Here is a 23071-nt window from a genome sequence, read left to right as displayed (position 1 = left end):
GGCCCTCCCTCAATGCGTGTGGTCGTTGCGGGCGATTTCGAGCAGGTGTTCGACTTCGTCGGTGTGCACGCGGCAGTTGTGCTGGTGCCAGCGCTGGATCACGAACATGAAGCCGGCCACCACGATGCCGAAGGCCGTGATCGCGCCGAAGGCCGACAGGCCCAGCCCCGTCGACAGGCTGTAGAACGCGCCCAGGCCCAGGATGCAGGCCTGTTCGTTGAAGTTCTGCACGGCAATCGAGCGGCCGGCGCCCATGAGGTTGTGGCCGCGGTGCTGCAGCAGCGCGTTCATGGGCACCACCAGGAAGCCGCCCAGTCCGCCCAAGAGGATCAGGAACGGCGCGGCCACCCAGACGTTGTCGATGAAGTTCATGCCGATCACGAGCAGGCCCATGCCGATGCCCAGCGGCATCACGCGCGTGGCCATGTCCAGCTTCATGCGCATGGAGGCGATCACCGCGCCGGCCGCCGTGCCGATGGCCACCACGCCCACCAGCGACGAGGCCTGCGTGGTGCTGTAGCCCAGCGCGGCGGCGGCCCAGGCCAGCACGATGTAGCGCAGATTGCCCGAGACGCCCCAGAACAGCGTGGTGGTGGCCAGCGAGATCTGGCCGAGCCGGTCGTTCCACAGCCGCGAGTTGCAGCGCCAGAAGTCCGGCAGCAGCGCCAGCGGGTTGCGCGGCATGGGGCGCATCGGCACGCCGGTATCGGGAATGCGGGTGTTGATCCAGGCCGCGAGCGCGTAGATGAAGACCAGCACTGCGATCGCGGCTTCGGCCGGCGTGTCGATGCCGGTGTCCACGAACGGCAGGTCGATCGACAGCAGACGGTCGGAGATGGCATGGCCGACCAGCTGCCCCCCCAGCAGCACGCCGAGGATGATGGAGCCGATGGTCAGGCCTTCGATCCAGCCATTGGCCTTGACGAGTTGGGACGGTGGCAGCAGCTCGGTCAGGATGCCGTACTTGGCGGGCGAGTAGGCCGCGGCGCCCAGGCCCACGATGGCGTAGGCCATGAGCGGGTGGCTGCCGAACAGCATCATGAGGCAACCGACCACCTTGATCGCATTGCTCACGAACATCACCCGGCCCTTGGGCAAGGCGTCGGCGAAGGCGCCCACGAAGGGCGCGAGCACCACGTAGAACAGCGCGAACATCGGCACCAGGGCGGCGCGCTGCCAGTCGGGCGCACCGCTGGCGCGCAGCAGCTCGATCGCGGCAATGAAGATCGCGTTGTCGGCCAGCGACGAAAAGAACTGGGCCGACATGATGGTGAAAAAACCGCGCTTCATCGCATGTCGTGGGGGCGATCAGTTGAGCTGATGCAAAGTGATAAGAGCTTGTGTGTTCTAGTGGCCGGCGGTTATATCACGGGGCCAATGCGAGAATTCTTCAAGTCCTTGCCACCGTTGCGCGGTTGCACACCGCCGCCATTGCTGCCATGCCCCGTCCCATCCAGGCCACGATCCACCATGCTGCACTGCGCCACAACCTGCAGCGTGCGCGCCGCGCTGCGGGCGACGCCAAGGTCTGGGCCGTGGTCAAGGCCAATGCCTACGGCCATGGCATCGAGCGCGTGTTCGAAGCCCTGCGCGGTGCCGACGGCTTCGCGCTGCTGGACCTGGCCGAGGCCGAGCGCGTGCGCGCGCTGGGTTGGCGCGGCCCCGTCCTGCTGCTCGAAGGTGTGTTCGAGCCACGCGACCTGGAGCTGTGCTCGCGGCTGAACCTGTGGCATGCCGTGCACTGCGAAGCCCAGATCGACTGGCTCGCGGCGCACAAGACCCAGCAGGGGCACCGCGTGTTCTTGAAGCTCAACTCGGGCATGAACCGGTTGGGCTTCGCGCCGGCCAGCTTCCGCACGGCCTGGATGCGGCTCGATGCGCTGCCGCAGGTCGAGGAGATCTCGCTGATGACGCACTTCAGCGACGCCGACGGCGCCAAGGGCATCGCCGCGCAGATGGCCCTCTTCGAAGAGGCCACGCGCGACCTGCCGGGCGAACGCAGCGTGGCCAACAGCGCTGCCACGCTGCGCCACATCGACACCGCCGGCGTGCGCGGCGACTGGGTGCGTCCTGGCATCGCGGTCTACGGCGGCGCGCCCGACCACCCGGTCTTCAATGCCGCGCACTGGGAACTGCAGCCCGCCATGACGCTGGCCTCCAAGGTCATCGGCCTGCAGGACCTGCTGCCCGGCGACAGCGTGGGCTATGGCTCCAGCTTCGTCGCTGACACCCCCATGCGCATTGGCGTCGTGGCCTGCGGCTATGCCGACGGCTATCCGCGCCACTGCGGCACGGGCACGCCGGTGCTGGTCGACGGGGTGCGCACGCGCCTGGTCGGCCGCGTCAGCATGGACATGGTGACGGTGGATCTCACGCCCGTGCCGCAGGCCGGCCTGGGCAGCGAGGTCACGCTCTGGGGCCGTGCGGGGAGCGGCGCGGTGCTGCCCGTCGACGAGGTGGCCTTCGCGGCCGGCACCGTGGGCTACGAGCTCATGTGCGCGCTGGCGCCGCGCGTGCCGGTCGTGGTCGCCGAGGAGCCGCCAGCGTCTTCGTGAGATCGGGCGGGCTGCTCTTGACCCGCTCGTACAGGGCCTGCGCGGCCAGCGACAGGCTGCGCTCGCGCCGGCGCACGAGGTAGATGCGGCGCTTGAGGCCGCTCCAGACCAGCGGCCGCGTCACGAGGCCGGGTTGGGCGAAGTGGAACAGCGTCAGCGCCGGCATCATGCTCACGCCCAGGCCGGCGCGCACCATGCCCATGGCGGTGGCGAGCTGGTCGACCTCCATGAGCGTCTGCATCTGCAAGGGGTGCAGCGCGGCATCCAGGTACTGGCGCACGCTGGAGTTGCGGGCCATGTGCACGAAGGGGTAGGCCGCCACGTCGCGCGGGCGGATCTCGCGCAGCCGCGCGAGCGGGTGCTCGGCCGGGCACACCAGGTGGAAGTCGTCGCTGCAAAAGGGCTCGGCGCGCAGCTCCTGCGTGTCGGCGCGCACGGCCGCGAGCGCGAAGTCGGCCTGGCCCTGGCGCACGAGCTCCACGCAGGGTTCGGACAGCACGTCGGCCACGGCGATCTCCACGCCAGGATGCGCCGCACGGTAGTCGCGCAGGATGCCCGGCAGCCAGCCGGCCGCCAGCGAGGGCAGCAGCGCGATCGACACGCGGCCGCGCCGCAGCGCGCGCTGCTCCGAGACGCCGGCCAGCGCCGCGTCGAACTCGGCCAGCACGCGCCGCGCCGAGGCCTCGAACTCCAGCCCCTCGGGCGTGGGCGCCACATGGCGCGTGCTGCGGTCGAACAGGCGCAGGCCCAGGGCGGTCTCGAGCTGGCCGATCAGCGCGCTGAAGGCCGGCTGCGACAGATGGCATTGCGCAGCTGCGCGCGTGAAGCTGCGCAGATCGGCCAGCGCCACGAAGGCCTGCAGCTGGCGCATGGAGACGTTGGAGCGAGCCGGCTGATTCATTGGATTTACAGATGAATTGATCCGAACTTTCGAATTCACAGATGAAGGGCCGGACTCTACATTGCCGGGAACAGACAAGGAGACACGTGGACCAGAAGAACATCCTGCGCATCGGCTGCGCGGCCGGCTTCTCGGGCGACCGCACCGACGCGGCCGCGCCGGTCGTGCAGGCGCTCGTCGCCGCCGGTGGTCCCGCCTTCCTGATCTTCGAGACCCTGGCCGAGCGCACGCTGGCACTGGCCCAGCTGGCGCGCCGCGCCGACCCCGAGGCGGGCTACGAACCGCTGCTGCCTGAGCTGCTGCGGCCCGTGCTGGCCGACTGCCTGGCCCATGGCGTGCGCATCGTCAGCAACTTCGGTGCGGCCAACCCGGCCGCTGCGGCACACCGCATCCATGCGCTGGCGCGCGAACTCGGCCTGCCGGCGCCGCGCGTCGCCATCGTGGAGGGCGACGATGTCTCCGGCCCCGCCCACCGCCCGCTGCTGCAGGCGGCGCTGGGCCCCGTGCTCGACGGCCTGGACCTGGTCTCGGCCAACGCCTACCAGGGTGCCGAGGCCATCGCCGACGCGCTGCTGGCCGGCGCCGAGATCGTGGTCTGCGGCCGCGTGGCCGACCCCTCGCTGGCCGTGGGCCCGGCGCTGGCCCACTTCGGCTGGGCGCGCAACGACTGGACGCGCCTGGCCCGCGCCACCATGGCCGGCCACCTGCTGGAATGCGGCACCCAGGTCACGGGTGGCTACTACGCCGACCCGGGCTACAAGGACATCCCCGGCATGGCCACGCTGGGCTATCCCATCGCCGAGATCGATGCCGACGGGAACTGCACCATCACCAAGCCCGCCGGCACGGGCGGACGCATCGACGCGCACACCGTCAAGGAACAGCTGCTCTACGAGGTGCATGACCCGGCCGCCTACCTGACCCCCGACGTGGTGGCCGACATCACCGAGGCCGAGGTGGCGGAGATCGGCCCCGACCGTGTGCGCCTGACCGGCGTGCGTGGCCATGCCCGGCCGGCCTCGCTCAAGGTCAACGTCTGCCACGCCACGGGCTGGCTGGCCGAAGGCGAGATCTCTTACGCGGGCGCACGCGCCGAGGGCCGGGCCCGGCTCGCTGCGCAGATCCTGCGCGAGCGCCTGGCCGGCCTGGGCACGCTGCGCGCCGACCTGATCGGCGTGGCCAGCGTCTTCGCCGACGATGGCGGTGCCTGGCTGGACGGCCTGCCCGACCGCGGCGCGCAGGACGTGCGCCTGCGCGTGGCGATGAACCACCGCGAGCGCGCCAGCGCCGAGCGGCTGGCGCGCGAGGTCACGGCCCTGTACTGCTGCGGCCCGGCTGGCGGCGGCGGCGTGCGCACCGGGCTGCGCCAGCGCCTGGGCACGGTGTCCTGCGTGCTGCCGCGCGAACAGGCGCCCACCTCCTTTCGCTTCATCGAGGCCCTGACATGACCACCGTCCCGCTCTACCGCGCCGCCCACGGACGCACCGGCGACAAGGGCAACCGCTCCAACATCAGCGTGATCGCCTGGCACCCGGCGCTGTGGCCGCTGCTCGTCGAGCAGGTCACCGAGGCGGCGGTCGCCGCCCAGTTCGCGCACCGCAGGCCCACCCGTGTCACGCGCCACCTGCTGCCGCGGCTGCAGGCCATGAACTTCGTGCTCGACGAGGTGCTGGACGGCGGCGTCAACGATGCGCTGAACCTGGACAGCCACGGCAAGGCGCTGTCCTTCCTGCTGCTGGAGCTGCCCATCCAGGTGCCGGAGGCGCTTGCGCCGCTGCTGGCCGGCCCGCCGCCCGACCCATCCCACTGACCAACCCGCCATCCCCAGGAGACAAGACCGATGAACGAACGCTTCCGACCCCGCCGCACCTGGCTCGCCGCCGCCCTGGCCCTCACGGCCGGTGGGCTGCTGCCCCTGGCGGCGGCCGCGCAGGACTTCCCGAACAAGCCCATCACGTTCGTCGTGCCGTTCGCGGCCGGCAGCGCGACCGACCAGATCGCGCGGGCGCTGGGCCAGTCCGTCACCGACCAGACCAAGCAACCCGTGGTCGTGGACAACAAGGGCGGGGCCAGCGGCCAGATCGCCGCCAGCCAGGTGGCGCGCGCGCCGGCCGACGGCTACACCGTGCTGATCACCACCAACACCACGCACGCGGCCAACGAGCACCTGTACAAGAAGCTCAGCTACGACCCGGTGAAGGATTTCGCGCCTATCACCGGTCTGGGCAAGGGCGGCCAGGTGCTCGTGGTGCGTCCGGACGCACCGTACAAGAACGTCGCAGACCTCGTGGCCGCGGCCAGGAAGACGCCGGGCAAGCTCAGCTTCGGCAGCGGCAGCTCGTCCAGCCGCATGGCCGGCGAGATGTTCAAGCAGCTCTCGGGCACCGACATCCTGCACGTGCCCTACAAGAGCAACCCCAATGCGATCACCGACCTCATGGGCGGGCAGATCGACTTCATGATCACCGACACCTCCACGGGCGTGCCGCAGGTCAAGGGCGGCAAGCTCAAGGCGCTGGGCATCTCCACCGTCGAGCGCAACCCGCTGCTGCCCGAGGTGCCGACCATCGCCGAGGCGGGCGTCAAGGGCTACGACATGGGCTACTGGTTCGCGGCCTACGCGCCGGCCGGTACGCCGCCCGCCGTGGTCGCGCGCCTGAACGCGCTGCTGGCCAAGGCCGTGCAGAGCGCCGGCGCCAAGACCTTCTTCGACGGCAGCGGTTCCACCGCCTGGACCACCACGCCCGAGGGCCTGGCCAAGTTCCAGGCCGAAGAGACGGCCAAGTGGGGCCGCGTGATCAAGGCGGCGGGCATCGAGCCCGAGTAAGCCACACCGGCCGGCCAGGCGGCCGGCCTGCCTTGGGGCGCCAAGAAACCACTCGGCCCCACTTTCGCCAGCAGAACGGGTGCACGGCAGCGCAGTGCAGGGCGCAGCCATGCCCGGACGACAACGAGGAGACACAGCATGCATCCCATCTTCCTGCGCGGCCTGGTCGGCTGCGCCGCCCTGTCCATGCTCGCCGCCTGCGGCGGCGGCGGAGACGACGCCCCCGAGACCCCGGTGGCCACACCCAGGAGCTGCGAGCCCGCGGCACTGGCGAGCGTGCAACTGGCCGGTGCCACCGTGACCGGCGCCGCGCCCGTGGCCGCGGGCAGCTACACCCCCGCGGGCGGGCGGCCCATCGCCAACCTGCCGGCCTTTTGCCGCATCACAGCCCAGGCCACGCCCAGCAGCGACTCGCTCATCAACTTCGAGATCTGGGTGCCCGAAGGCACTGCCTGGAACGGCAAGCTGGTCGTCACCGGCAACGGCGGCTACAGCCCCGCGCTGAGCACGGGCGACATGGCCTACGCCATGCGCCAGGGTTATGCCGTCGTCGGCGGCGACACGGGCCACCAGTCCGCCGACCCGAACGAGATGTTCTGGGGCGTGGACCATCCCGAGAAGATCCGCGACTGGGGCACGCGCTCCATCCATGCCATCACGGCGCCCTCGCGCACGCTGGTCGAGGGCCTGCGCGCCCAGGCGCCCAGCCGGGCCTACTACTACGGCTGCTCCACCGGCGGGCACCAGGGCTACGCGCAGATGCAGCGTTACCCGACAGACTTCGACGGCGTGATCGCCGGCGCGCCCGGCAACAACCGCACGCGGCTCAACGTCGAGTTCCTGCACCGCTACCTCTCCAACCGCGCACCGGGCACCAGCGGCCCGGTGATCCTCACCGCCGCCAAGGCCAACCTGATCACACAGCGCGCGGTGGCCGCCTGCGACGGCCTGGACGGCGTGAGCGACGGCGTGGTGGAGAACCCGCTGGCCTGCACCAGCGACAGGTTCGACGTGGCCAACCTGCAATGCACTGGCGCCGACGCCGCCGACTGCCTGACGGCCGACCAGGTGGCCGTGGCGCAGAAGATCTACGCCGGCCCGAAGAACCCGCGCACCGGCGCGCAGATCTACCCGGGCCTGCCCGTGGGCACGGAATCGGGCTGGTCCGGCTACTGGGGTGGGGCCGAGCCCGTGCGCGCCGACTACTGGCGCCTGTGGGTCTTCGCCAACCCGCAGTGGGACTGGTGGACCTTCGACTACGACCGCGACATCGCCTACGCCGACGCGCGCGTCAGCCCGCTGGTCGACCAGACCAGCGCCGATCTGTCGGCCTTCAAGGCGGCCGGCGCCAAGGCCATCGTGTTCCAGGGCTGGCAGGACGCAGTGGTCAACCCGGTCGACACCATCGCCTATGCCGAGCGCGTGAAGGCGGCCCAGGGCACGCAGGCCGAGATGGAAAAGTTCTACCGCCTGTTCCTCGTGCCGGGCATGGGCCACTGCAGCGGCGGCAGCGGCGCCACCACTTTCGGCAACAGCGGCGGCCAGGTGCCCAACCCCACGGCCGACAACGACCTGCTGATGGCGCTGGACCGCTGGGTCGAACAGGGCCGGGCACCCGACAGCATCGTGGCCGCGCGCCTGAGCGGCGGCAACGTGGTGCGCACGCGACCGCTGTGCGTCCACCCCAGGACCGCCGTCTACAAGGGCAGCGGCAGCACCGACGACGCAGCCAACTTCAGCTGCCAATGACATTTGCGCACGGAGACAAGCCATGAGACACACCGCCATCCCCTCGGCCCTGCTGGCCGCTGCTCTGCTCGCCGCCTGCGGCGGCAGCGACAACGACGACACGCCAGCGCCGCCCGCGGCGACCCCGCAGCTCAAGCTCAGCATCACCGCCACCGAGGACTTCCCCGGCAGCTACGGCAGCGTGGGCGCCTACGAGAAGCTGACCGGCAGCATCAGCGGCGAGGTCGACCCCAAGGACCCCAAGAACGCCGTGATCCAGGATCTCGCGCTGGCGCCCGTCAACGCGCGCGGCATGGTCGAGTACAGCGCCGAGTTCGTGCTGCTCAAGCCCAAGGACATGGCCAAGGCCAGCGGCGTGCTGCGCTACGACGCGCCCAACCGCGGCAACATCCTCACGATGCTGAACCCCGCGGCCACGCCCAGCGACGCCGTCTACCTGGAGCGCGGCTACGTGGTGCTGTATTCGGCCTGGCAGGGCGACGTGCCCAAGAGCAACGCCGCCCGGCTCACGGCCACGGTGCCCGTGGCGAAGAACGCAGACGGCAGCAGCATCACGGGCACCTACCGCAGCGAGCTCGTGCCCTCGGCCGCCACGCCCGTCATGGCGCTGCCCGGCGGCGTGTTCAACGGCAGCATGATTCCGTACGCGCCCGCCAGCCTGGACAACACCTTGCCCGGCTACTCGCTCACGCGCCGCGTCAACGAGACCGATGCGCGCCAGCTGATCCCGGCCAGCGACTGGAAGTTCGCCGACTGCAGCGCCGCCAACGCCTTCCCGGGCACGCCCGACGGCAGCAAGGTCTGCCTCAAGGGCGGCTTCGATCCCAAGTACCTGTACGAGCTGGTCTACGTGGCCAAGGACCCCAAGGTCATGGGCGTGGGCCTGGCCGCGCTGCGTGACACGGTGAGCTTCTTCCGCAAGGCCCAGGTGGACAGTGCCGGCACGGCCAACCCGCTGGCCGGCCGCATCACGCACACCATCGGCCAGGGCACCTCGCAGTCGGGCAATGCCATGAAGACCTTCCTGCACCTGGGCTTCAACCAGGCGCTGGACGGCGGCAAGGTGTTCGACGGCCTATACGCCCACGTGGCGGCGCGCCAGACCAACATCAACACGCGCTTCGCCGTGCCGGGCGGTGGCGGCGGGCTGCGCACCGACCACACGGCCTTCGGCCAGACCGCACCGCGCGGCCTGGCGGCCGACTACCTGGACGACGTGAGCGGGCGCCAGGGCGGCGTGATGAAGCGCTGCGTGGCCAGCAACACCTGCCCCAGGTTCTTCCTGGGCCTGTCGGGCACGGAGTTCTGGCAGCTGCAGGGCTCGCCCGTGCTGACCGACGCCTACGGCCTGCGCGATCTGGCCCAGCCCGACAACGCGCGCATCTACTACTACGCCAGCACCCAGCACGGCGGCAGCGGCGGCACGGCCAGCATCGCCTACGCGCCCACGCGCAACGTCTACCCGGCCGGCACCGTGGTGCACTTCAACGACACCTTCCGCGCGCTGTTCGTCGCGCTGGAGGACTGGGTGGTGCGCGGCACCGAGCCCCCGGCCAGCCAGGTGCCCAAGCTCGCCGACGGCACGCTGGCGCGGCCGGACCAACTGGTGTTCCCGACCATGAAGGGCCTGAGCTGGCCCGTGTCCGGCACGGCCACCGCGATCCCCGATTTCAACTACCTCGCGCGCTACAACGGCTTCCCGCTGTTCGACTTCGGGCCGCAGTACATCCCGCAGGACGAATCGGGCATCGCCACGCTGCTGCCGCCCTACTACACGGGCCGCGACTACGCGATCCTCGTGCCGCAGGTGGACCCGACCACGGGCCTGACCCGCGCCGGCATCAAGAGCGTGGAGGCGCGCGCGCCGCTGGGCACCAGCATCGAGTTCAATTACGTGGCCACGCCGGGCATCGTCGACCTGTCCAACCTCACGGGCAGCTTCATCCCGTTCCACACCACCGAGGCGGCGCGCATCGCAGCCGGCGACACGCGGCCTTCGCTCGAGTCGCTGTACGGCACGCAGGCCGGCTACGTGGCGGCGGTGACCACGGCCGCCAACCAGCTGGTGGCCGAGCGCCTGCTGCTGCAGCGCGATGCGGACCTGCGCATCCAGCAGGCCCAGGCAGCGGCGGTGTTGCCCTGAATGGCGCACCGGCGTGCGCACCGCGGGCGCGCACGCCATGCACCAGCTTGAGATGCCGGCGCCGCCGGTCTGCGCCAAACTGAACCATTTGGTCAAAAAGTTTTGCACAGGTTCTTGTAAGTTATTGAATCGATGAAGATAAACAGACTGGCATGAACGCTGCATGGAGCGGCGGGTGACGCGGACCAGGGTGGTCCGCGTGCCAACACATCGCGAGGCCATCCATGAAAGTCGGCGTCTTCATCCCCATCGGCAACAACGGCTGGCTGCTGTCGGAGAACGCTCCGCAGTACAAGCCGTCGTTCGAACTGAACAAAGAGATCACGCTCTCGGCCGAGCGCTACGGCATGGACTTCGCGCTGTCCATGATCAAGCTGCGCGGCTTCGGCGGCAAGACCGAGTTCTGGGACCACAACCTGGAGTCGTTCACGCTCATGGCGGGCCTGGCGGCCGTCACCAGCAAGATCCAGCTGTTCGCCACCGCGGCCTCGCTCGTCATGCCGCCGGCCATCGTGGCGCGCATGGCCTCCACCATCGACTCCATCTCGAACGGCCGCTTCGGCCTGAACCTCGTGACCGGCTGGCAGCGTCCCGAGTACGCGCAGATGGGCATGTGGCCCGGCGACCAGTTCTTCGGCACACGCTACGCGTACCTGTCCGAGTACATCCAGGTGCTGCGCGACCTGTGGGGCACCGGGAAGTCCGACTTCAAGGGCGAGCACTTCCAGATGGACGACTGCCGCCTGAGCCCGCGCCCGCAGGCCGCCATGAAGGTCATCTGCGCGGGCCAGAGCGATGCGGGCATGGCCTTCTCGGCCCGGTACGCCGACTACAACTTCTGCTTCGGCAAGGGCGTCAACACGCCCACGGCCTTCAAGCCCGCGGCCGACAAGCTGATCGAGGCGACGAAGAAGACCGGCCGCCACCACGTCAAGTCCTACGTGCTGATGATGGTCATCGCCGCCGAGACCGACGAGGCGGCCCGCGCCAAGTGGGAGCACTACAAGGCCGGCGCCGACCAGGAGGCCATCGCCTGGCTGGGCGAGCAGGGCGCGGCCGACACCAAATCCGGCGCCGACACCAACGTGCGCCAGATGGCCGATCCGACCTCGGCCGTCAACATCAACATGGGCACGCTGGTGGGCTCCTTCGCCAGCGTGGCGCGCATGCTGGACGAGGTGGCCACGGTGCCCGGCACCGAGGGCGTGTTGCTGACCTTCGACGACTTCGTGCAGGGTGTGCGCGATTTCGGCGAGCACATCCAGCCGCTGATGGTCAGCCGTGTCGATGCCGACAGCCCGGTGCCGTCGCGCGTGGTCGCGCTGCAGGAGGCCGCATGAAGACCAACCAGACCCTGAGCTCGACCACGCCGGTCGGCATCCCCGCGCCGGCCGGCGCGCCGCCGGCCCTGGTGCTGCCGGCGCGGCCCGAGCCGCTGCTGCTGCAAGCGTGCAACACCGCGCTCATCGTGGTCGACATGCAGAACGCCTACGCTTCGCTGGGCGGCTACGTGGACTCGGCCGGTTTCGACATCTCGGGCGCGCAGGGCACCATCGCCAGCATCGCGCGCTGCATCGCGGCCGCGCGCCAGGCCGGCGTGCTCGTGGTGTTCCTGCAGAACGGCTGGGACGCGCAGTACGTAGAGGCCGGCGGCCCCGGCTCGCCCAACTACTACAAGTCCAACGCGCTCAAGACCATGCGTGCCAAGCCCGAGCTGGCCGGCAAGTTCCTGGCCAGGGGCGGCTGGGACTACGAACTCGTCGAAGCGCTGCAGCCCGCCCCCGGCGACATCGTCGTGCCCAAGACGCGCTACAGCGGCTTCTTCAACAGCCAGCTGGACAGCACCCTGCGCGCCCGCGGCATCCGCAACCTCGCCTTCACCGGCATCGCCACCAACGTGTGCGTGGAGTCCACGCTGCGCGACGCCTTCCACCTCGAGTACTTCGCCGTGCTGCTCGAAGAGGCCACGCACCAGCTGGGCTCCGCCGAGATCCAGCAGGGCGTGGTCTACAACGTGCAGACCTTCTTCGGCTGGGTCGCCAGCGTCGACGCCTTCTGCGCCACCCTGGCCGGCTGATCCCTTTTTTCCACAGGAGTTTTCCATGCCCCAAACCGCAGTGATCCCCCCCGGCACCGGCGTGCCGCTCGCCCCCTACGTGCCCGGCACGCTGGCCGACGGCATCCTGTACGTCTCCGGCACGCTGCCCTTTGACAAGCAGAACAACGTGGTCCACGTCGGTGACGCGGCCGCGCAGACCCGCCATGTGCTCACCACCATCCAGGGCGTGGTCGAGGCGGCCGGCGGCACCATGGCCGACGTGACCATGAACCACATCTTCCTGACGGACTGGGCCAACTACGGCGCCATCAACGCGGTCTATGCCGAGTTCTTCCCGGGCAGCAAGCCGGCGCGCTACTGCATCCAGTGTGGGCTCGTGAAGCCGGACGCTCTCGTGGAAATCGCCACCGTCGCCCACGTCGGCAAGAAGGCTTGAGCGCGATGGCCGTTGTCGCGCACGACGTCCACGGCCCGGCCGGTGCCCCCACCGTGCTGCTGTCCTCCGGCCTGGGCGGCGCGGCCGCCTTCTGGAAGCCGCAGACCGAGGCCCTGGTCGCGGCCGGCTGGCGCGTGATCGCCTACGACCAGCGCGGCACCGGGCGCACGGGCGGCACGCTGCCCACGCCCTACAGCATCGCCCACATGGCCGGCGACGTGCGCGAGCTGCTGGACGCGACGCAGACCGCGCGCTGCCACCTGGTCGGCCACGCGCTGGGCGGCCTGGTCGGCCTGCAGCTGGCATTGGACGCGCCGGGCCGCGTGGCCAGCCTGGCGCTCGTCAACGCCTGGTCGCAGCCCAATCCGCATTCGGCGCGCTGCTTCGACGCGCGGCTCGCGCTGCTGGCCGCCGGCGGCGCGCGCGCCTACTGCGAGGCCCAGCCCATCTTCCTGTACCCGGCCGACTGGTGCGCCGCGCACCCCGCGCGCGTGCAGGCCGAGGTCGACCATGCCGTCGCCCACTTTCCGGGCGCCGACACCATGCGCGCGCGCATCGCTGCGCTGCGCGCCTTCGACATCGATGCACAGCTCGCACGCATCGATGTGCCGGTCTGGGTCAGCGCCGCGCAGGACGACGCGCTCGTGCCCTGGACCTGCTCGCAGCGCCTGGCCGCGGGCCTGCCGCGCGCCGAACTGCACCGCCTGCCGCACGGCGGCCACGCGCACAGCGTGACCCGGTCCGAAGACTTCAACACCGCGCTGCTGGCCTTCCTGGCGCAGCACACCACACCATGAGTTCTTCCCTCGATGCGGCCGCCCTGGCCGCGCTGTTCCTCGACGCCCGCTCGCACAACGGCTGGACCGACGAACCCGTCTCCGACGCCTTGCTGCGCCAGCTCTACGACTTGGTGCGCATGGGGCCGACCTCGGCCAACTGCGCGCCCGCGCGCTTCGTCTTCGTACGCACGCCCGAAGGCAAGGCCAGGCTCGCACCCGCCCTGTCCAAGGGCAACCTGGACAAGACCATGGCCGCGCCCGTCACCGTGGTCGTGGCCTGGGACACGGCCTTCTACGAGCAGCTGCCGCGCCTGTTCCCGCATGCGGATGCGAAGAGCTGGTTCACGGGCAGCCCGGCCGCCGCGCACGAGACCGCATTGCGCAACGCCTCGCTGCAGGCCGGCTACCTGATCCTGGCCGCGCGCGCGCTCGGCCTGGACGCCGGCCCGATGTCCGGCTTCGACAAGGCGCAGGTCGATGCCGCCTTCCTCAAAGGCACGACCTGGACCACCAACCTCCTGGTCAACCTGGGGCATGGCGACGCATCCAAGCTGTTCGGCCGTCTGCCGCGGCTGGACTTCGAGGAAGCCTGCCAATTCGTCTGACCAGGGCCTGATAGGGCCGGAAGGAGCCGCCATGCAGCAGACCCCGATCGCCGTGCCGCGCAGCGACTACCGCGACGCGATGGCGCGCCTGGGCGCCGCCGTCAACATCATCACGACCGACGGCCCCGGTGGCCGCGCCGGCTTCACGGCCTCGGCCGTCTGCAGCGTGACCGACGAGCCGCCCACGCTGCTCGTCTGCCTGAACCGCAAGGCCTCGGTCTACGCCGCGTTCCAGGCCAACGGGGTGCTGTGCGTGAACGTGCTCGCGGCGGGCCAGCAGGCGCTGTCGGCCCTGTTCGGCGGCAAGACGCCGATGGACGAGCGCTTCGCGGCCAGCCGCTGGAGCGCCTTGGCCACGGGCGCGCCGGTGCTGGAGGCCGCGGCCGTTTCCTTCGACTGCCGCGTGGTGCGCAGCACCGCGGTCGGCACGCACGACGTGCTGTTCTGCGAGGCCGTCGCCATCCGCAGCGCCGACAAGGCGCAGGGCCTGGTCTACTTCGACCGCCGCTACCACGACCTGCTCGCAGCCTGAGACCGGTCAGGCCGCGCCGCCGGGCCTGCGCGCGATGCCGTCGAGCACGATGGCCTGCAGGTTGCGCACCGTCTCTTCGAAGAAGTCGGCATCAGCCAGCGTGCGCCCGGTCAGGGCCTCCACCTGCACCGCGAAGTCGGCGTAGTGCTGGGTCACGGCCCACAGCGCGAACACCAGGTGGTGCGGCTCCACCGGCGCGAGCCGGCCATCGGCCACCCAGGCGCGGATGACCTCGGACTTGCGTTCCACCAGGTCGCGCAGCTCGCGCGCGAGCGCGTCGCGCAGCAGCGGCGCGCCCTGCACCATCTCCAGGCAGAACAGGCGCGAGGCATCGGGCCGGTCGCGCGAGAGGGCCAGCTTGTTGCGGATGTAGCCGGCGATCGCCGTGCGTGGATCCTGCTCGGCGGCGAAGCCGCGCAAGGGCTCCAGCCAGACCTGCAGCAGCTCGCGCAGCACCGAGACGTAGAGCTCTTCCTTGTTGGCGAAGTGGTAGAGCAGGTTGCTCTTGGAGACCTCGGCGCGCGCGGCCACCTGGTCGACCGTGGTGCCATGCAGGCCGAAGCGCGAGAACAGGCCCAGCGCGGCGGAGAGGATCACGCTGCGCTTGTCCTCGATCTTGCGGCCGCGTTGCTTGCTGGCCGCTTGCGGCGGCTTGCGCGCCACCCGCTGGGCAACCGCCGGCGTGGCGCGTGGGCTGGTCTTCCTGCGGGGCGTGCTGCTGGTCTTGCGTGCGGGCGATGCGGGCATGGGCGGATCTCTCAGGGCTCCGATGATGCATGAAGCATGCGCGCCGTCTGCACCAGCGCGGCGCGCGCGCGCACCAGCCCAGCGCGGACGCGGTGCGCGGCAGGGTCGCGCAAGCCGATTTGTCCAACTGGTCCAAGTGGCATGGACGTTGCAAGCGGCACCGGATCGCACGTTCCTCCGGAGCCCCCATGCCCACGCTGAATGTTCCCGTGATCGATCTGCAACCCTGGTTCTCGGGCACGCCCGAGGGCAAGGCCGCAGTGGCCCGCGCCGTCGACGAGGCCTGCCGCGGCATCGGCTTCCTGGTCATCACGCACCACCGGATCGACCCGGCGCTGATCCGCCGCGTGTCCGAGGCCTCGCGCGCCTTCTTCGCCTTGCCGCTGGCCGAGAAGCGCAAGGTGGACCGGCCGCGCGACGATGCCGTGCGCGGCTACAGCGCGGTGGGCGAGGAGGGCTTGTCCTACAGCCTGGAGGAGGCCGCGCCGGGCGACCTCAAGGAGTCGTTCTCGATCGGCCCCAGCGGCGTGCCCGACGACGACTACCACCGCGGCCCCGCGGCAGGCGCGCACTTCGAGCCCAACGCCTGGCCCGTGGGCGTGCCCGGCTTCCAGGCGGCGTACGAGGAATACTTCGCCGCGATGAGCGGGCTCGCGCGCGAACTCATGTGCATGTTCGCGGTCGGCTTGCAACTGCCCGAGACCTTCTTCGACGACAAGATCGACAAGCACATCAGCATGTTCCGCGTGCTGAGCTACCCGGCGCAGACCGAGCCGCCGCTGCCGGGCCAGATGCGCGCCGGCGCGCACAGCGACTACGGCAGCCTCACCGTGGTGCTGCCCGACGGCCCGGGCCTGCAGGTCTTCAACAAGGCCGGCCAGTGGGTCGACGTGCCGCAAGTGGAAGGCAGCCTGGTCGTCAACATCGGCGACCTCATGATGCAATGGACCAACGACGAGTGGATCTCCACGCTGCACCGCGTGGTCAACCCGCCGTTCGACGACAGCATGAAGAACCAGCGCCGCCAGTCGCTGGTGTTCTTCCACCAGCCCAACTACGACACGCTGGTCGAATGCCTGCCGAGCTGCCTGGCGCCGGGCGCCGTGGCCAGGTACGCGCCCGTCACCTCGGGCGACCACCTCACGTCCAAGTTCGTCAAGCAGACCACCTTCGGCGGCACCAAGGCGACGGCATGACGGCGCACCTCTCGTACGTCAACGTCTTCGCCAGGGACGTGGTCGCGCTGAGCGGCTTCTACCAGCGCGTGTTCGGCTTTGCCGAGATCGAGGCCATCCGCTCGCCGATCTTCCGCGGCCTGGACACGGGCAAGTCCAGCCTCGGCTTCAACGCGCTGGACGCCTACGAACTGCTGCAGCTCTCCGACTTTTCGGACACGCGCGGCATCAAGTTCCTGCTCAACATCGACGTGGACAGCCAGGCCGAGGTGGACCGCATGGTGCCCATCGCGGTCGCGGCCGGCGCCACGCTGGTCAAGCCGCCCTACGTGACCTACTACGACTGGTACCAGGCGGTGCTGCTCGACCCCGAGGGCAATGTGTTCCGAATCAACTTCATGATGTCCTGAAAGGACCTGCTCCCATGCTGCGCACCCTGTTCTCCTTCACCGCGCTGGGCCTCGCGGCCGCCGCCGCCGTGCCCACCGTCGCGTCTGCCCAGGAGGGCTTCACGCTCAAGGGCAAGCCCGTCATCGCCATGCTGTACTACGGCCCCAAGAACGACGGCGGCTGGACCCAGGCCTTCGACGAGGCCCGCGTGAAGATCGAGAAGGAGCTGGGCCAGAAGATCCAGTTCGTCGAGAACATCACCGAAGACGCCTCGGTCATCAAGCCGGCCGCCGAACGCTTCATCTCGCGTGGCGCCAACATCGTGATCGGCACCGCCTTCGGCCACTCCGACGCGTTCAAGGACCTCGCGGCCAAGCACCCGACGGTGGCCTTCCTGAACGCGTCGGGCACCACCAACGGCCCCAACCTCGAGTCCTTCTACGGCCGCACCTACGAGAGCCAGTACCTGTGCGGCATGGCGGCCGGCGCGGCCTCCAAGAGCGGCAAGCTGGGCTTCGTCGCGGCCAACCCCTTCGGCGTGGTGAACTGGACCATCAACGCCTTCGCGCTGGGCGCGCAGAAGATGAACCCGGCCGCCACGGTCAACGTGATCTACACCGGCACCTGGAACGACCCGGTCAAGGAGCGTGCCGCGGCCTCTGCACTGATCGACCAGGGCGCCGACGTGATCGGCCAGCACGTGGACAGCCCCACGCCGCAGATCGTTGCGCAGGAGCGCGGTGTCTACGGCACCGGCCACCACCGCGACCTGCGCCAGTTCGCGCCCAAGGCCACGCTGTGCTCCTCGGTCTGGGTCTGGGACAAGTTCCTCGTGACCGAACTCAAGAAGGTCATTGCGGGCGGCTGGAAGCCCGCGCCGTACGGCGCCTTCATCCCCATGAGCGCGGGCGGCACCGACATCGCCGGTTTCGGCGCGGCCGTGCCGGCCGACAAGGTCAAGCTGATCCAGGCCGAGCGCGATGCGCTCATGAAGGGCAAGCAGATCTACGCCGGCCCGCTGGCCGACCGCGACGGCAAGGAACGCGTGGCTGCCGGCCAGGTGCTATCCGACGCGGACCTCTGGAAGATGGACTGGTTCGTCAAGGGCGTCACGACCCAAAAATGAGCGCAGCGCCGGGCCGCCCCAAGCAAGCGCGCTCCCGCTTGGCGGGACAGGCCGCAGGCCGAAGGGTGCACATGAGCAATGCGCTGGCCCTGACCGGCATCCGCAAGAGCTTCGACGGCTTCCTCGCCCTGAACGACGCGCACGTCACCGTGCGCTGGGGCGAGGTGCACGCCCTGCTCGGCGAGAACGGTGCCGGCAAATCCTCGCTCATGAACATCGCCGCGGGCCTGTACCGGCCCGAGGCGGGCGAGCTGCTGGTGGACGACAACCCCGTGCGATTGCAGGGCCCGCGCGATGCGGCGCACCACGGGATCGGCATGGTGCACCAGCACTTCAAGCTGGTGCGGCCCTTCACGGTGGCCGAGAACATCCTGCTGGGCCTGGCCGAGCCCGATCCGCCGCAGGGCTACCGGCAGCGGCTGGCCGAGGTGGCGCAGCGCGTGCGCGCGCAGGCCCAGGCGCTGGGCTTCGCGATCGACCCGCAGGCGCGCGTGGACAGCCTGTCCATCGCCGAGCAGCAGCGCGTGGAGATCCTGAAGGTGCTGCTGGCCGGCGCGCGCATCCTGATCCTGGACGAGCCCACGGCGGTGCTGACCGACCAGGAGGCCGCGAACCTGCTGGGAACCGTACGCGCGCTGTCGCGCCAGGGCGCGGCCGTGGTGCTGGTCACGCACAAGATGGCCGACGTGAAGGCCTATGCCGACCGCGTGACCGTGATGCGCGCCGGCCGCACCGTGGCCACCGTGGACCCCGCCGCCACGCCGGTGGCCGAGCTCGTGCGGCTGACGGTGGGCGAGGGCGTGCCGGCACCTGCGGCGCAGGCCGGAACGCGCACCCGCGGCGCGCCCATGCTGGTGGCGCGCGGCCTGGCCACGGGCCCCGGCGGAGCGCATCGCGCGCTCGATGGCGTGGACCTCACCGTGCACGCCGGCGAGATCTATGGCATCGCCGGTGTCGGCGGCAACGGCCAGGGTGAACTCGCCGGCGCCATCATGGGCCTGGTTGGTGGCCTGGCCGGCGAACTGCGCCTGCAGGACGTGGACCTTACGCGCGTGCCGCCCTCGGCGCGCCACGCGCTGCGCATCGCCGCGATCCCGGCCGACCGCTACGGCCAGGCGCTGGCCGGCCAGCTGTCGGTGGCCGAGAACTTCGGCATCGGCCAGGTGCCATCCGGCCGCTACGGCCCCTTCGCCTGGCTGCGCCAGCGCCGCATGGCAGCGGACGCACGCGAAGCCGTTGCCGCCTTCGACGTGCTGGGCGTGCGCTCGGTCGCGCAGAAGGCCGCGCTGCTGTCCGGCGGCAATGCGCAAAAGCTCGTGATCGCGCGCGAATTCGGCCGCCAGCCGCGGCTGGTGCTCGCGCACAGCCCCAGCCGCGGGCTGGACGTGCGCGCCAGCGCCCAGGTGCATGCGCGGCTGCGTGCCGCGCGCGACGCGGGTGCTGCCGTGCTGCTGATCAGCGAAGACCTGGACGAGGTGCTGGCGCTGGCCGACCGCATCGGCGTGATGGCGCGCGGGCGCATCGTGGCCGAGTTCGACGCACCCGCCGACCGCCAATCCGTCGGTCAAGCGATGACCCACCATGACTGACACCGTTCTCCCCACGCCGGCCGCGCGCCGCTTCGAGCCCCTGGCCAGCCGCCGCTACACGCTGGAGATCCGTCAGCAGATGCCCTGGCCGCAGCAGGCCCTGGTGCTGGCGCTCGCGGTGCTGGTCGGCCTGGCCATCTCGGGCGCCATCCTGGTCGCGGCCGGCGTGCCGGCGGACGAGCTGTTCCAGGAGTTCGTCGTCGCCACCGTGTTCGATGCGCAAAGCCTGCAGGCCGTGCTGTTCCAGGCCGCGCCCATGATCATGGTGGGCCTGGCCGCGTCCATCGCGTTCCGGGCGCGTTTCTGGAACCTGGGGCTGGAAGGCCAGATGTTCTGGGGCGCCATCGGCGCCACGGCCGTGTCGATCTTCGAACTCGGCCCGCCCGGTGTGCGCCTGCCGCTCATGCTGGCCGTGGCGGCAGGCTGCGGCCTGCTGTGGGCGCTGGGGCCGGCGCTGCTCAAGCTCAGGCTGGGCGTCAACGAGATCATCGCCACGCTGATGCTGAACTACGTGGCTGGCAACTTCCTGCTGCACCTGCTGTACGGTGCCTGGAAGGATCCGCAGAGCGCCTTTCCGCATTCACCGCAGTTCCGCGCCTTCGAGCGGCTGCCGGAGTTCCTCGGTCCCTCGGGCGCGGCCGTGGCGCTGGCGCTGGCGGCCATGGTGCTGGCCTGGTGGTTCGTCAACGCGAGCCGTGCCGGGCTGTACCTGCGCTTCGTGCATGCCAACCCGACCATGGCCGACGCGGCCGGCGTGCCCGTGGCGCGCATGGTGCTGGCAGCGGTGCTGGTGTCGGGCGCGCTGGCCGGCGTCGCGGGCTTCCTCGTCGCGGCGGGGCAGGAGGGGCGGCTCACGCAGGCCTTCCACCACGGCTACGGCTTCTCGGGCATCCTGATCGCCTTTCTCGCGCGCAACCATCCGGTGGCGGCCACGCTGGTGGCCGTGCTGATCGCCCTGCTGTTCGTGGCCGGCCGCAGCCTGCAGGTCTTCTACCAGATCCCGTTCGCCATGGTGCAGCTAATCCAGGCCATCGTGGTCATCAGCGTGGCCTCGTCGGACTTCTTCATCCGCCATCGCCTGCGGCGCATGCAATGACATATTCCAAGACGGCGCACCAAGGCCGAGCGAAGCAATGGCCCGAACGCCAGGCCGAGCGCAGCGATGGCCCGAATAGCTTGATCCCCTGTGCCCCTGCCGAGGAGCGCAGCGCCATGGGCTGCGCAAGGGCACCTTGCGCATCAATGACTGACTCATTGCGCTTGTTTGAGCGAAGTGAACGCAGTGAACGAAGCGAGTTGCGCAATGCAGCCCATGGCGTGAGCACCGCAGGTTGCCCGGAGCGAAGCGGAGGGACAGGGGCACCGGGGTCGCCTTCTTTTGCCTACTTTTCTTGGCGAAGCAAGAAAAGTAGGTCGTCGTGCGGGGGCGAAAACCCCGCCTCCTCACTTCGATCAGACGTAGTGATCGCACGAGCACCAGAGGCCGGGATATGCGCCCGGCGGCGCAGTCACTTTCTCTTGTTTCGCCAAGAGAAAGTAACCAAAGAGAAGGCGACCCCGGTGCCCCCGACCCTCCGCTGGCGCTCCGGGCAACCTGCGGTGCTCGCGGCCTGGGCGCATCGTGCAACTTGCTTCGTTCACTGCGTTCACTTCGCTCAAACAAGCACGATGAGTCAGATGTTGAAGCGCAAGGTGCCCTTGCGCCGCCCAGGCCACTGCGCTCCTCGGCGTGGGCACAGGGGCCCCGGGAGCGGGGTCACACACGGGCCATCGCTTCGCTTGGCCGCGGGAGTGTTGGCATGGACTTGATCGGCCACTGGCTGGGCAGCGTCCCCGACTTCGCCGTGCCCTACGCGCTCGCCGCGCTGGGCCTGATCCTGACCGAGCGCGCGGGCGTGCTGGCCCTCGGCGCCGAGGGCCTGATGCTGGTCGGCGCGCTCGTCGCCATCGGCGCGCAGCTGGCCTTCGGCGCCACCGGCATCTCGCTGCTGCTGGCGATGGCGGCCGCCAGCGCGGTCTCCGTGCTGTTCGCGGTCATGGTGGTGTGGCTGCGCATCCACCAGGTCATCGCCGGACTGGCGCTGGTGTTCTTCTGCCAGGGGCTGTCCAGCCTGCTCGGCACGCTGCTGGGCTGGACCAACCAGCCCGTCACGGCCCAGGGCGCGGTGGCGTTGTGGCCGCTGTCCGCGCTGCCGGTGGTGGGCGGGTTGTTCCACCAGAACCCCGTCGCCTTCCTCACGCCCTTCATCTTCGCTGCGGTGGTGCTGTTCCTGAACCGCACGGCCACGGGCCTCAAGCTGCGCGCCGTGGGCGAGAACCCGCAGGCCGCCGATGCGGCCGGCATTTCGGTCGGCGGCATGCGCTTCCTGGCCATCCTGGCCGGCGCGGCGCTGGTGGGCCTGGCCGGGGCCACCATCTCGCTGCTGTCGACCAAGCTCTGGATCGCCGGCATGACGGGCGGCCGCGGCTGGATCGCCGTGGGCCTGGTCATCTTCGCGCGCTGGTCGCCCTGGAAAGCGCTGGCCGGCGCCGTGCTGTTCGGCTGCATCGAGGCACTGATCCCGCAGCTGGCCGCGGCCGGCGTGCAGCTGCCGCAGTACTTCGTGCTCATGACGCCCTACCTGGTGACGCTGGGCGTGATGATCTGGGTGGCCGTCGGCAGGCGTGGCGGCGACACCAGCCAGCCCGGCGCGCTGGGCGAACCCTATGTCCGTGAGGAGCGTTGATGCAGATCCATGTCTATGAGCAAGTCCGCGAGGTCACGCCCGCGGACTTCGCCGACTACCTCGATCCGGCGAGCACCGCCGTCATCTCGATCGACATGCACCGCGGCCACCTGGACGACAGCCCCGACTGCCCCTGTCCTGCGCCACGGGCGCGCGACGTGGTGGCGCCCATCGACGCCTTCCACCGCGCGGCGCGCGCGCTGGCCGTGCCCATCGTGCACGTCAAGTCGGTGCTGCGTCCCGGCGGCGCCGACGACCTGGCCGGCATCCCCGCGGCCTGGCGCCGCACCTTCCCGCTGCACGTGGGCGCGATCCCGAACGCCGACGCGCACGCCATCGAAGGCAGCCGCTGGACCGAGTGGGTCACCGAGGTGCTGCCGCAGGACCTGCGCGTGGAGAACAAGCGCAGGCTGTCGGCCTTCTACCCGACCGACCTCGATTTCCTGCTGCGCAACCAGCGCATCACCACCGTGGTGCTGGACGGCGGCTTCACCGATTGCTGCGTGCTGAACACGGCCTTCGACGCCAACAACCACAACTACCGCGTGATCGTGCTGCGCGACCTGGTGCGCGGCACCGACGACCACCTGGAGGCCGCGGCGCTCAGCATGGTCTCGCTGCACCTGGGGCTGGTCATGGATTCGGCGGCGCTGCTGGCGCAATGGAGCGTCGGTTCTCGCGCAGGCCGCTGAGAAAAATTGCGTGGCATGGCGCGCTTCTTGCGCCGGGCAG

The 23071-nt window shown here is 70.2% G+C and carries 22 protein-coding genes; 19 read left to right on the top strand and 3 right to left on the bottom strand.

Annotation, left to right across the window (positions count from 1 at the left end; all coding sequences use genetic code 11):
- Nucleotides 1–9: 9 nt before the first annotated feature.
- A complete protein-coding gene (gene lplT / locus IE209_RS12145; RefSeq protein ID WP_189687219.1) occupies nucleotides 10–1290 on the bottom strand; it encodes a lysophospholipid transporter LplT in 1281 nt (426 codons plus the stop codon).
- Nucleotides 1291–1439: 149 nt separating this feature from the next.
- Here lplT and alr point away from each other — a divergent pair, with 149 nt between their 5' ends.
- On the top strand, nucleotides 1440–2555 hold the full coding sequence (gene alr / locus IE209_RS12140) for an alanine racemase (RefSeq protein ID WP_189687218.1): 1116 nt from the start codon (nucleotides 1440–1442) through the stop codon (nucleotides 2553–2555).
- Here alr and IE209_RS12135 read toward each other — a convergent pair.
- A complete protein-coding gene (locus IE209_RS12135; protein WP_189687217.1) occupies nucleotides 2491–3456 on the bottom strand; it encodes a LysR family transcriptional regulator in 966 nt (321 codons plus the stop codon). The two genes, alr and IE209_RS12135, sit on opposite strands and share 65 nt — an antisense overlap.
- Before the next feature lie 86 nt (nucleotides 3457–3542).
- On the opposite strand from IE209_RS12135, the gene IE209_RS12130 reads away from it, so the two are divergent.
- The 11 genes from IE209_RS12130 to rutF all read left to right on the top strand — a co-directional run bounded on the left by IE209_RS12130 (nucleotide 3543) and on the right by rutF (nucleotide 14586).
- Nucleotides 3543–4904: an acyclic terpene utilization AtuA family protein gene (locus IE209_RS12130; RefSeq protein ID WP_229882821.1), complete on the top strand. Its 1362-nt coding sequence runs from the start codon at nucleotides 3543–3545 to the stop codon at nucleotides 4902–4904.
- The gene (locus IE209_RS12125; protein ID WP_189687215.1) at nucleotides 4901–5266 is read left to right on the top strand and encodes an AtuA-related protein; all 366 of its coding nucleotides are present in this window, start codon (nucleotides 4901–4903) and stop codon (nucleotides 5264–5266) included. The genes IE209_RS12130 and IE209_RS12125 overlap by 4 nt, the downstream gene beginning before the upstream one ends.
- Before the next feature lie 30 nt (nucleotides 5267–5296).
- Nucleotides 5297–6283 (top strand): Bug family tripartite tricarboxylate transporter substrate binding protein, encoded by a 987-nt coding sequence (locus IE209_RS12120; protein WP_189687214.1) that lies wholly within the window; start codon nucleotides 5297–5299, stop codon nucleotides 6281–6283.
- A gap of 138 nt (nucleotides 6284–6421) precedes the next feature.
- Nucleotides 6422–8032, top strand: a complete 1611-nt coding sequence (locus IE209_RS12115) for a tannase/feruloyl esterase family alpha/beta hydrolase (protein ID WP_189687213.1) — start codon at nucleotides 6422–6424, stop codon at nucleotides 8030–8032.
- A 22-nt stretch (nucleotides 8033–8054) separates the two neighbouring features.
- The gene (locus tag IE209_RS12110) at nucleotides 8055–10175 is read left to right on the top strand and encodes an alpha/beta hydrolase domain-containing protein (protein ID WP_189687212.1); all 2121 of its coding nucleotides are present in this window, start codon (nucleotides 8055–8057) and stop codon (nucleotides 10173–10175) included.
- 224 nt (nucleotides 10176–10399) lie between these two features.
- Entirely contained in the window at nucleotides 10400–11515 is a 1116-nt protein-coding gene (rutA, locus tag IE209_RS12105) for a pyrimidine utilization protein A (RefSeq protein WP_189687211.1), read from the top strand.
- Entirely contained in the window at nucleotides 11512–12252 is a 741-nt protein-coding gene (gene rutB / locus IE209_RS12100; RefSeq protein WP_229882820.1) for a pyrimidine utilization protein B, read from the top strand. The genes rutA and rutB overlap by 4 nt, the downstream gene beginning before the upstream one ends.
- A 25-nt stretch (nucleotides 12253–12277) precedes the next feature.
- Nucleotides 12278–12670 carry a pyrimidine utilization protein C gene (gene rutC / locus IE209_RS12095; RefSeq protein ID WP_189687210.1) on the top strand — a complete coding sequence of 131 codons (393 nt, stop codon included), beginning with the start codon at nucleotides 12278–12280 and terminating at the stop codon, nucleotides 12668–12670.
- A gap of 5 nt (nucleotides 12671–12675) precedes the next feature.
- Nucleotides 12676–13467 (top strand): pyrimidine utilization protein D, encoded by a 792-nt coding sequence (rutD, locus tag IE209_RS12090; RefSeq protein WP_189687209.1) that lies wholly within the window; start codon nucleotides 12676–12678, stop codon nucleotides 13465–13467.
- The gene (locus tag IE209_RS12085) at nucleotides 13464–14054 is read left to right on the top strand and encodes a malonic semialdehyde reductase (protein WP_189687208.1); all 591 of its coding nucleotides are present in this window, start codon (nucleotides 13464–13466) and stop codon (nucleotides 14052–14054) included. The genes rutD and IE209_RS12085 overlap by 4 nt, the downstream gene beginning before the upstream one ends.
- A 31-nt stretch (nucleotides 14055–14085) precedes the next feature.
- Nucleotides 14086–14586, top strand: a complete 501-nt coding sequence (gene rutF / locus IE209_RS12080; RefSeq protein WP_189687207.1) for an NADH-dependent FMN reductase RutF — start codon at nucleotides 14086–14088, stop codon at nucleotides 14584–14586.
- Between the two features lie 6 nt (nucleotides 14587–14592).
- Here the strand turns inward: rutF and rutR are convergent, their stop codons facing one another.
- Nucleotides 14593–15333 (bottom strand): HTH-type transcriptional regulator RutR, encoded by a 741-nt coding sequence (gene rutR, locus IE209_RS12075; protein WP_189687206.1) that lies wholly within the window; start codon nucleotides 15331–15333, stop codon nucleotides 14593–14595.
- Nucleotides 15334–15521: 188 nt separating this feature from the next.
- On the opposite strand from rutR, the gene IE209_RS12070 reads away from it, so the two are divergent.
- From IE209_RS12070 to IE209_RS12040, 7 genes are all read left to right on the top strand, one after another.
- A complete protein-coding gene (locus IE209_RS12070) occupies nucleotides 15522–16529 on the top strand; it encodes an isopenicillin N synthase family dioxygenase (protein ID WP_189687205.1) in 1008 nt (335 codons plus the stop codon).
- Nucleotides 16526–16918: a VOC family protein gene (locus tag IE209_RS12065; RefSeq protein ID WP_189687204.1), complete on the top strand. Its 393-nt coding sequence runs from the start codon at nucleotides 16526–16528 to the stop codon at nucleotides 16916–16918. The genes IE209_RS12070 and IE209_RS12065 overlap by 4 nt, the downstream gene beginning before the upstream one ends.
- 14 nt (nucleotides 16919–16932) lie before the next feature.
- Nucleotides 16933–18024: a BMP family ABC transporter substrate-binding protein gene (locus IE209_RS12060; RefSeq protein ID WP_189687203.1), complete on the top strand. Its 1092-nt coding sequence runs from the start codon at nucleotides 16933–16935 to the stop codon at nucleotides 18022–18024.
- 71 nt (nucleotides 18025–18095) lie between these two features.
- Nucleotides 18096–19613 (top strand): ABC transporter ATP-binding protein, encoded by a 1518-nt coding sequence (locus tag IE209_RS12055; RefSeq protein ID WP_189687202.1) that lies wholly within the window; start codon nucleotides 18096–18098, stop codon nucleotides 19611–19613.
- Nucleotides 19606–20709 carry an ABC transporter permease gene (locus IE209_RS12050; protein WP_189687201.1) on the top strand — a complete coding sequence of 368 codons (1104 nt, stop codon included), beginning with the start codon at nucleotides 19606–19608 and terminating at the stop codon, nucleotides 20707–20709. The genes IE209_RS12055 and IE209_RS12050 overlap by 8 nt, the downstream gene beginning before the upstream one ends.
- Nucleotides 20710–21412: 703 nt before the next feature.
- Nucleotides 21413–22339, top strand: a complete 927-nt coding sequence (locus tag IE209_RS12045) for an ABC transporter permease (RefSeq protein ID WP_189687200.1) — start codon at nucleotides 21413–21415, stop codon at nucleotides 22337–22339.
- Complete coding sequence (locus tag IE209_RS12040) at nucleotides 22339–23031, top strand: cysteine hydrolase family protein (protein ID WP_189687199.1); 693 nt, start codon at nucleotides 22339–22341, stop codon at nucleotides 23029–23031. Before IE209_RS12045 ends, IE209_RS12040 begins: the two co-directional genes overlap by 1 nt.
- Nucleotides 23032–23071 lie beyond the last annotated feature (40 nt).

It is taken from the genome of Pseudorhodoferax aquiterrae (assembly GCF_014652235.1).
Lineage (GTDB): Bacteria > Pseudomonadota > Gammaproteobacteria > Burkholderiales > Burkholderiaceae_C > Pseudorhodoferax > Pseudorhodoferax aquiterrae.
Note: the sequence above shows the minus strand (reverse complement) of the source record. Positions and strands in the feature narration are given on the sequence as shown.

What these genes read in the sequence shown, in the direction of transcription:
- lplT (WP_189687219.1), bottom strand. Translation starts at nt 1,290, where the DNA reads ATGAAGCGCGGTTTTTTCACCATCATGTCGGCCCAGTTCTTTTCGTCG.
- alr (WP_189687218.1), top strand. Translation starts at nt 1,440, where the DNA reads ATGCCCCGTCCCATCCAGGCCACGATCCACCATGCTGCACTGCGCCAC.
- IE209_RS12135 (WP_189687217.1), bottom strand. Translation starts at nt 3,456, where the DNA reads ATGAATCAGCCGGCTCGCTCCAACGTCTCCATGCGCCAGCTGCAGGCC.
- IE209_RS12125 (WP_189687215.1), top strand. Translation starts at nt 4,901, where the DNA reads ATGACCACCGTCCCGCTCTACCGCGCCGCCCACGGACGCACCGGCGAC.
- IE209_RS12120 (WP_189687214.1), top strand. Translation starts at nt 5,297, where the DNA reads ATGAACGAACGCTTCCGACCCCGCCGCACCTGGCTCGCCGCCGCCCTG.
- IE209_RS12115 (WP_189687213.1), top strand. Translation starts at nt 6,422, where the DNA reads ATGCATCCCATCTTCCTGCGCGGCCTGGTCGGCTGCGCCGCCCTGTCC.
- IE209_RS12110 (WP_189687212.1), top strand. Translation starts at nt 8,055, where the DNA reads ATGAGACACACCGCCATCCCCTCGGCCCTGCTGGCCGCTGCTCTGCTC.
- rutA (WP_189687211.1), top strand. Translation starts at nt 10,400, where the DNA reads ATGAAAGTCGGCGTCTTCATCCCCATCGGCAACAACGGCTGGCTGCTG.
- rutB (WP_229882820.1), top strand. Translation starts at nt 11,512, where the DNA reads ATGAAGACCAACCAGACCCTGAGCTCGACCACGCCGGTCGGCATCCCC.
- rutC (WP_189687210.1), top strand. Translation starts at nt 12,278, where the DNA reads ATGCCCCAAACCGCAGTGATCCCCCCCGGCACCGGCGTGCCGCTCGCC.
- rutD (WP_189687209.1), top strand. Translation starts at nt 12,676, where the DNA reads ATGGCCGTTGTCGCGCACGACGTCCACGGCCCGGCCGGTGCCCCCACC.
- IE209_RS12085 (WP_189687208.1), top strand. Translation starts at nt 13,464, where the DNA reads ATGAGTTCTTCCCTCGATGCGGCCGCCCTGGCCGCGCTGTTCCTCGAC.
- rutF (WP_189687207.1), top strand. Translation starts at nt 14,086, where the DNA reads ATGCAGCAGACCCCGATCGCCGTGCCGCGCAGCGACTACCGCGACGCG.
- rutR (WP_189687206.1), bottom strand. Translation starts at nt 15,333, where the DNA reads ATGCCCGCATCGCCCGCACGCAAGACCAGCAGCACGCCCCGCAGGAAG.
- IE209_RS12070 (WP_189687205.1), top strand. Translation starts at nt 15,522, where the DNA reads ATGCCCACGCTGAATGTTCCCGTGATCGATCTGCAACCCTGGTTCTCG.
- IE209_RS12065 (WP_189687204.1), top strand. Translation starts at nt 16,526, where the DNA reads ATGACGGCGCACCTCTCGTACGTCAACGTCTTCGCCAGGGACGTGGTC.
- IE209_RS12060 (WP_189687203.1), top strand. Translation starts at nt 16,933, where the DNA reads ATGCTGCGCACCCTGTTCTCCTTCACCGCGCTGGGCCTCGCGGCCGCC.
- IE209_RS12055 (WP_189687202.1), top strand. Translation starts at nt 18,096, where the DNA reads ATGAGCAATGCGCTGGCCCTGACCGGCATCCGCAAGAGCTTCGACGGC.
- IE209_RS12050 (WP_189687201.1), top strand. Translation starts at nt 19,606, where the DNA reads ATGACTGACACCGTTCTCCCCACGCCGGCCGCGCGCCGCTTCGAGCCC.
- IE209_RS12045 (WP_189687200.1), top strand. Translation starts at nt 21,413, where the DNA reads ATGGACTTGATCGGCCACTGGCTGGGCAGCGTCCCCGACTTCGCCGTG.
- IE209_RS12040 (WP_189687199.1), top strand. Translation starts at nt 22,339, where the DNA reads ATGCAGATCCATGTCTATGAGCAAGTCCGCGAGGTCACGCCCGCGGAC.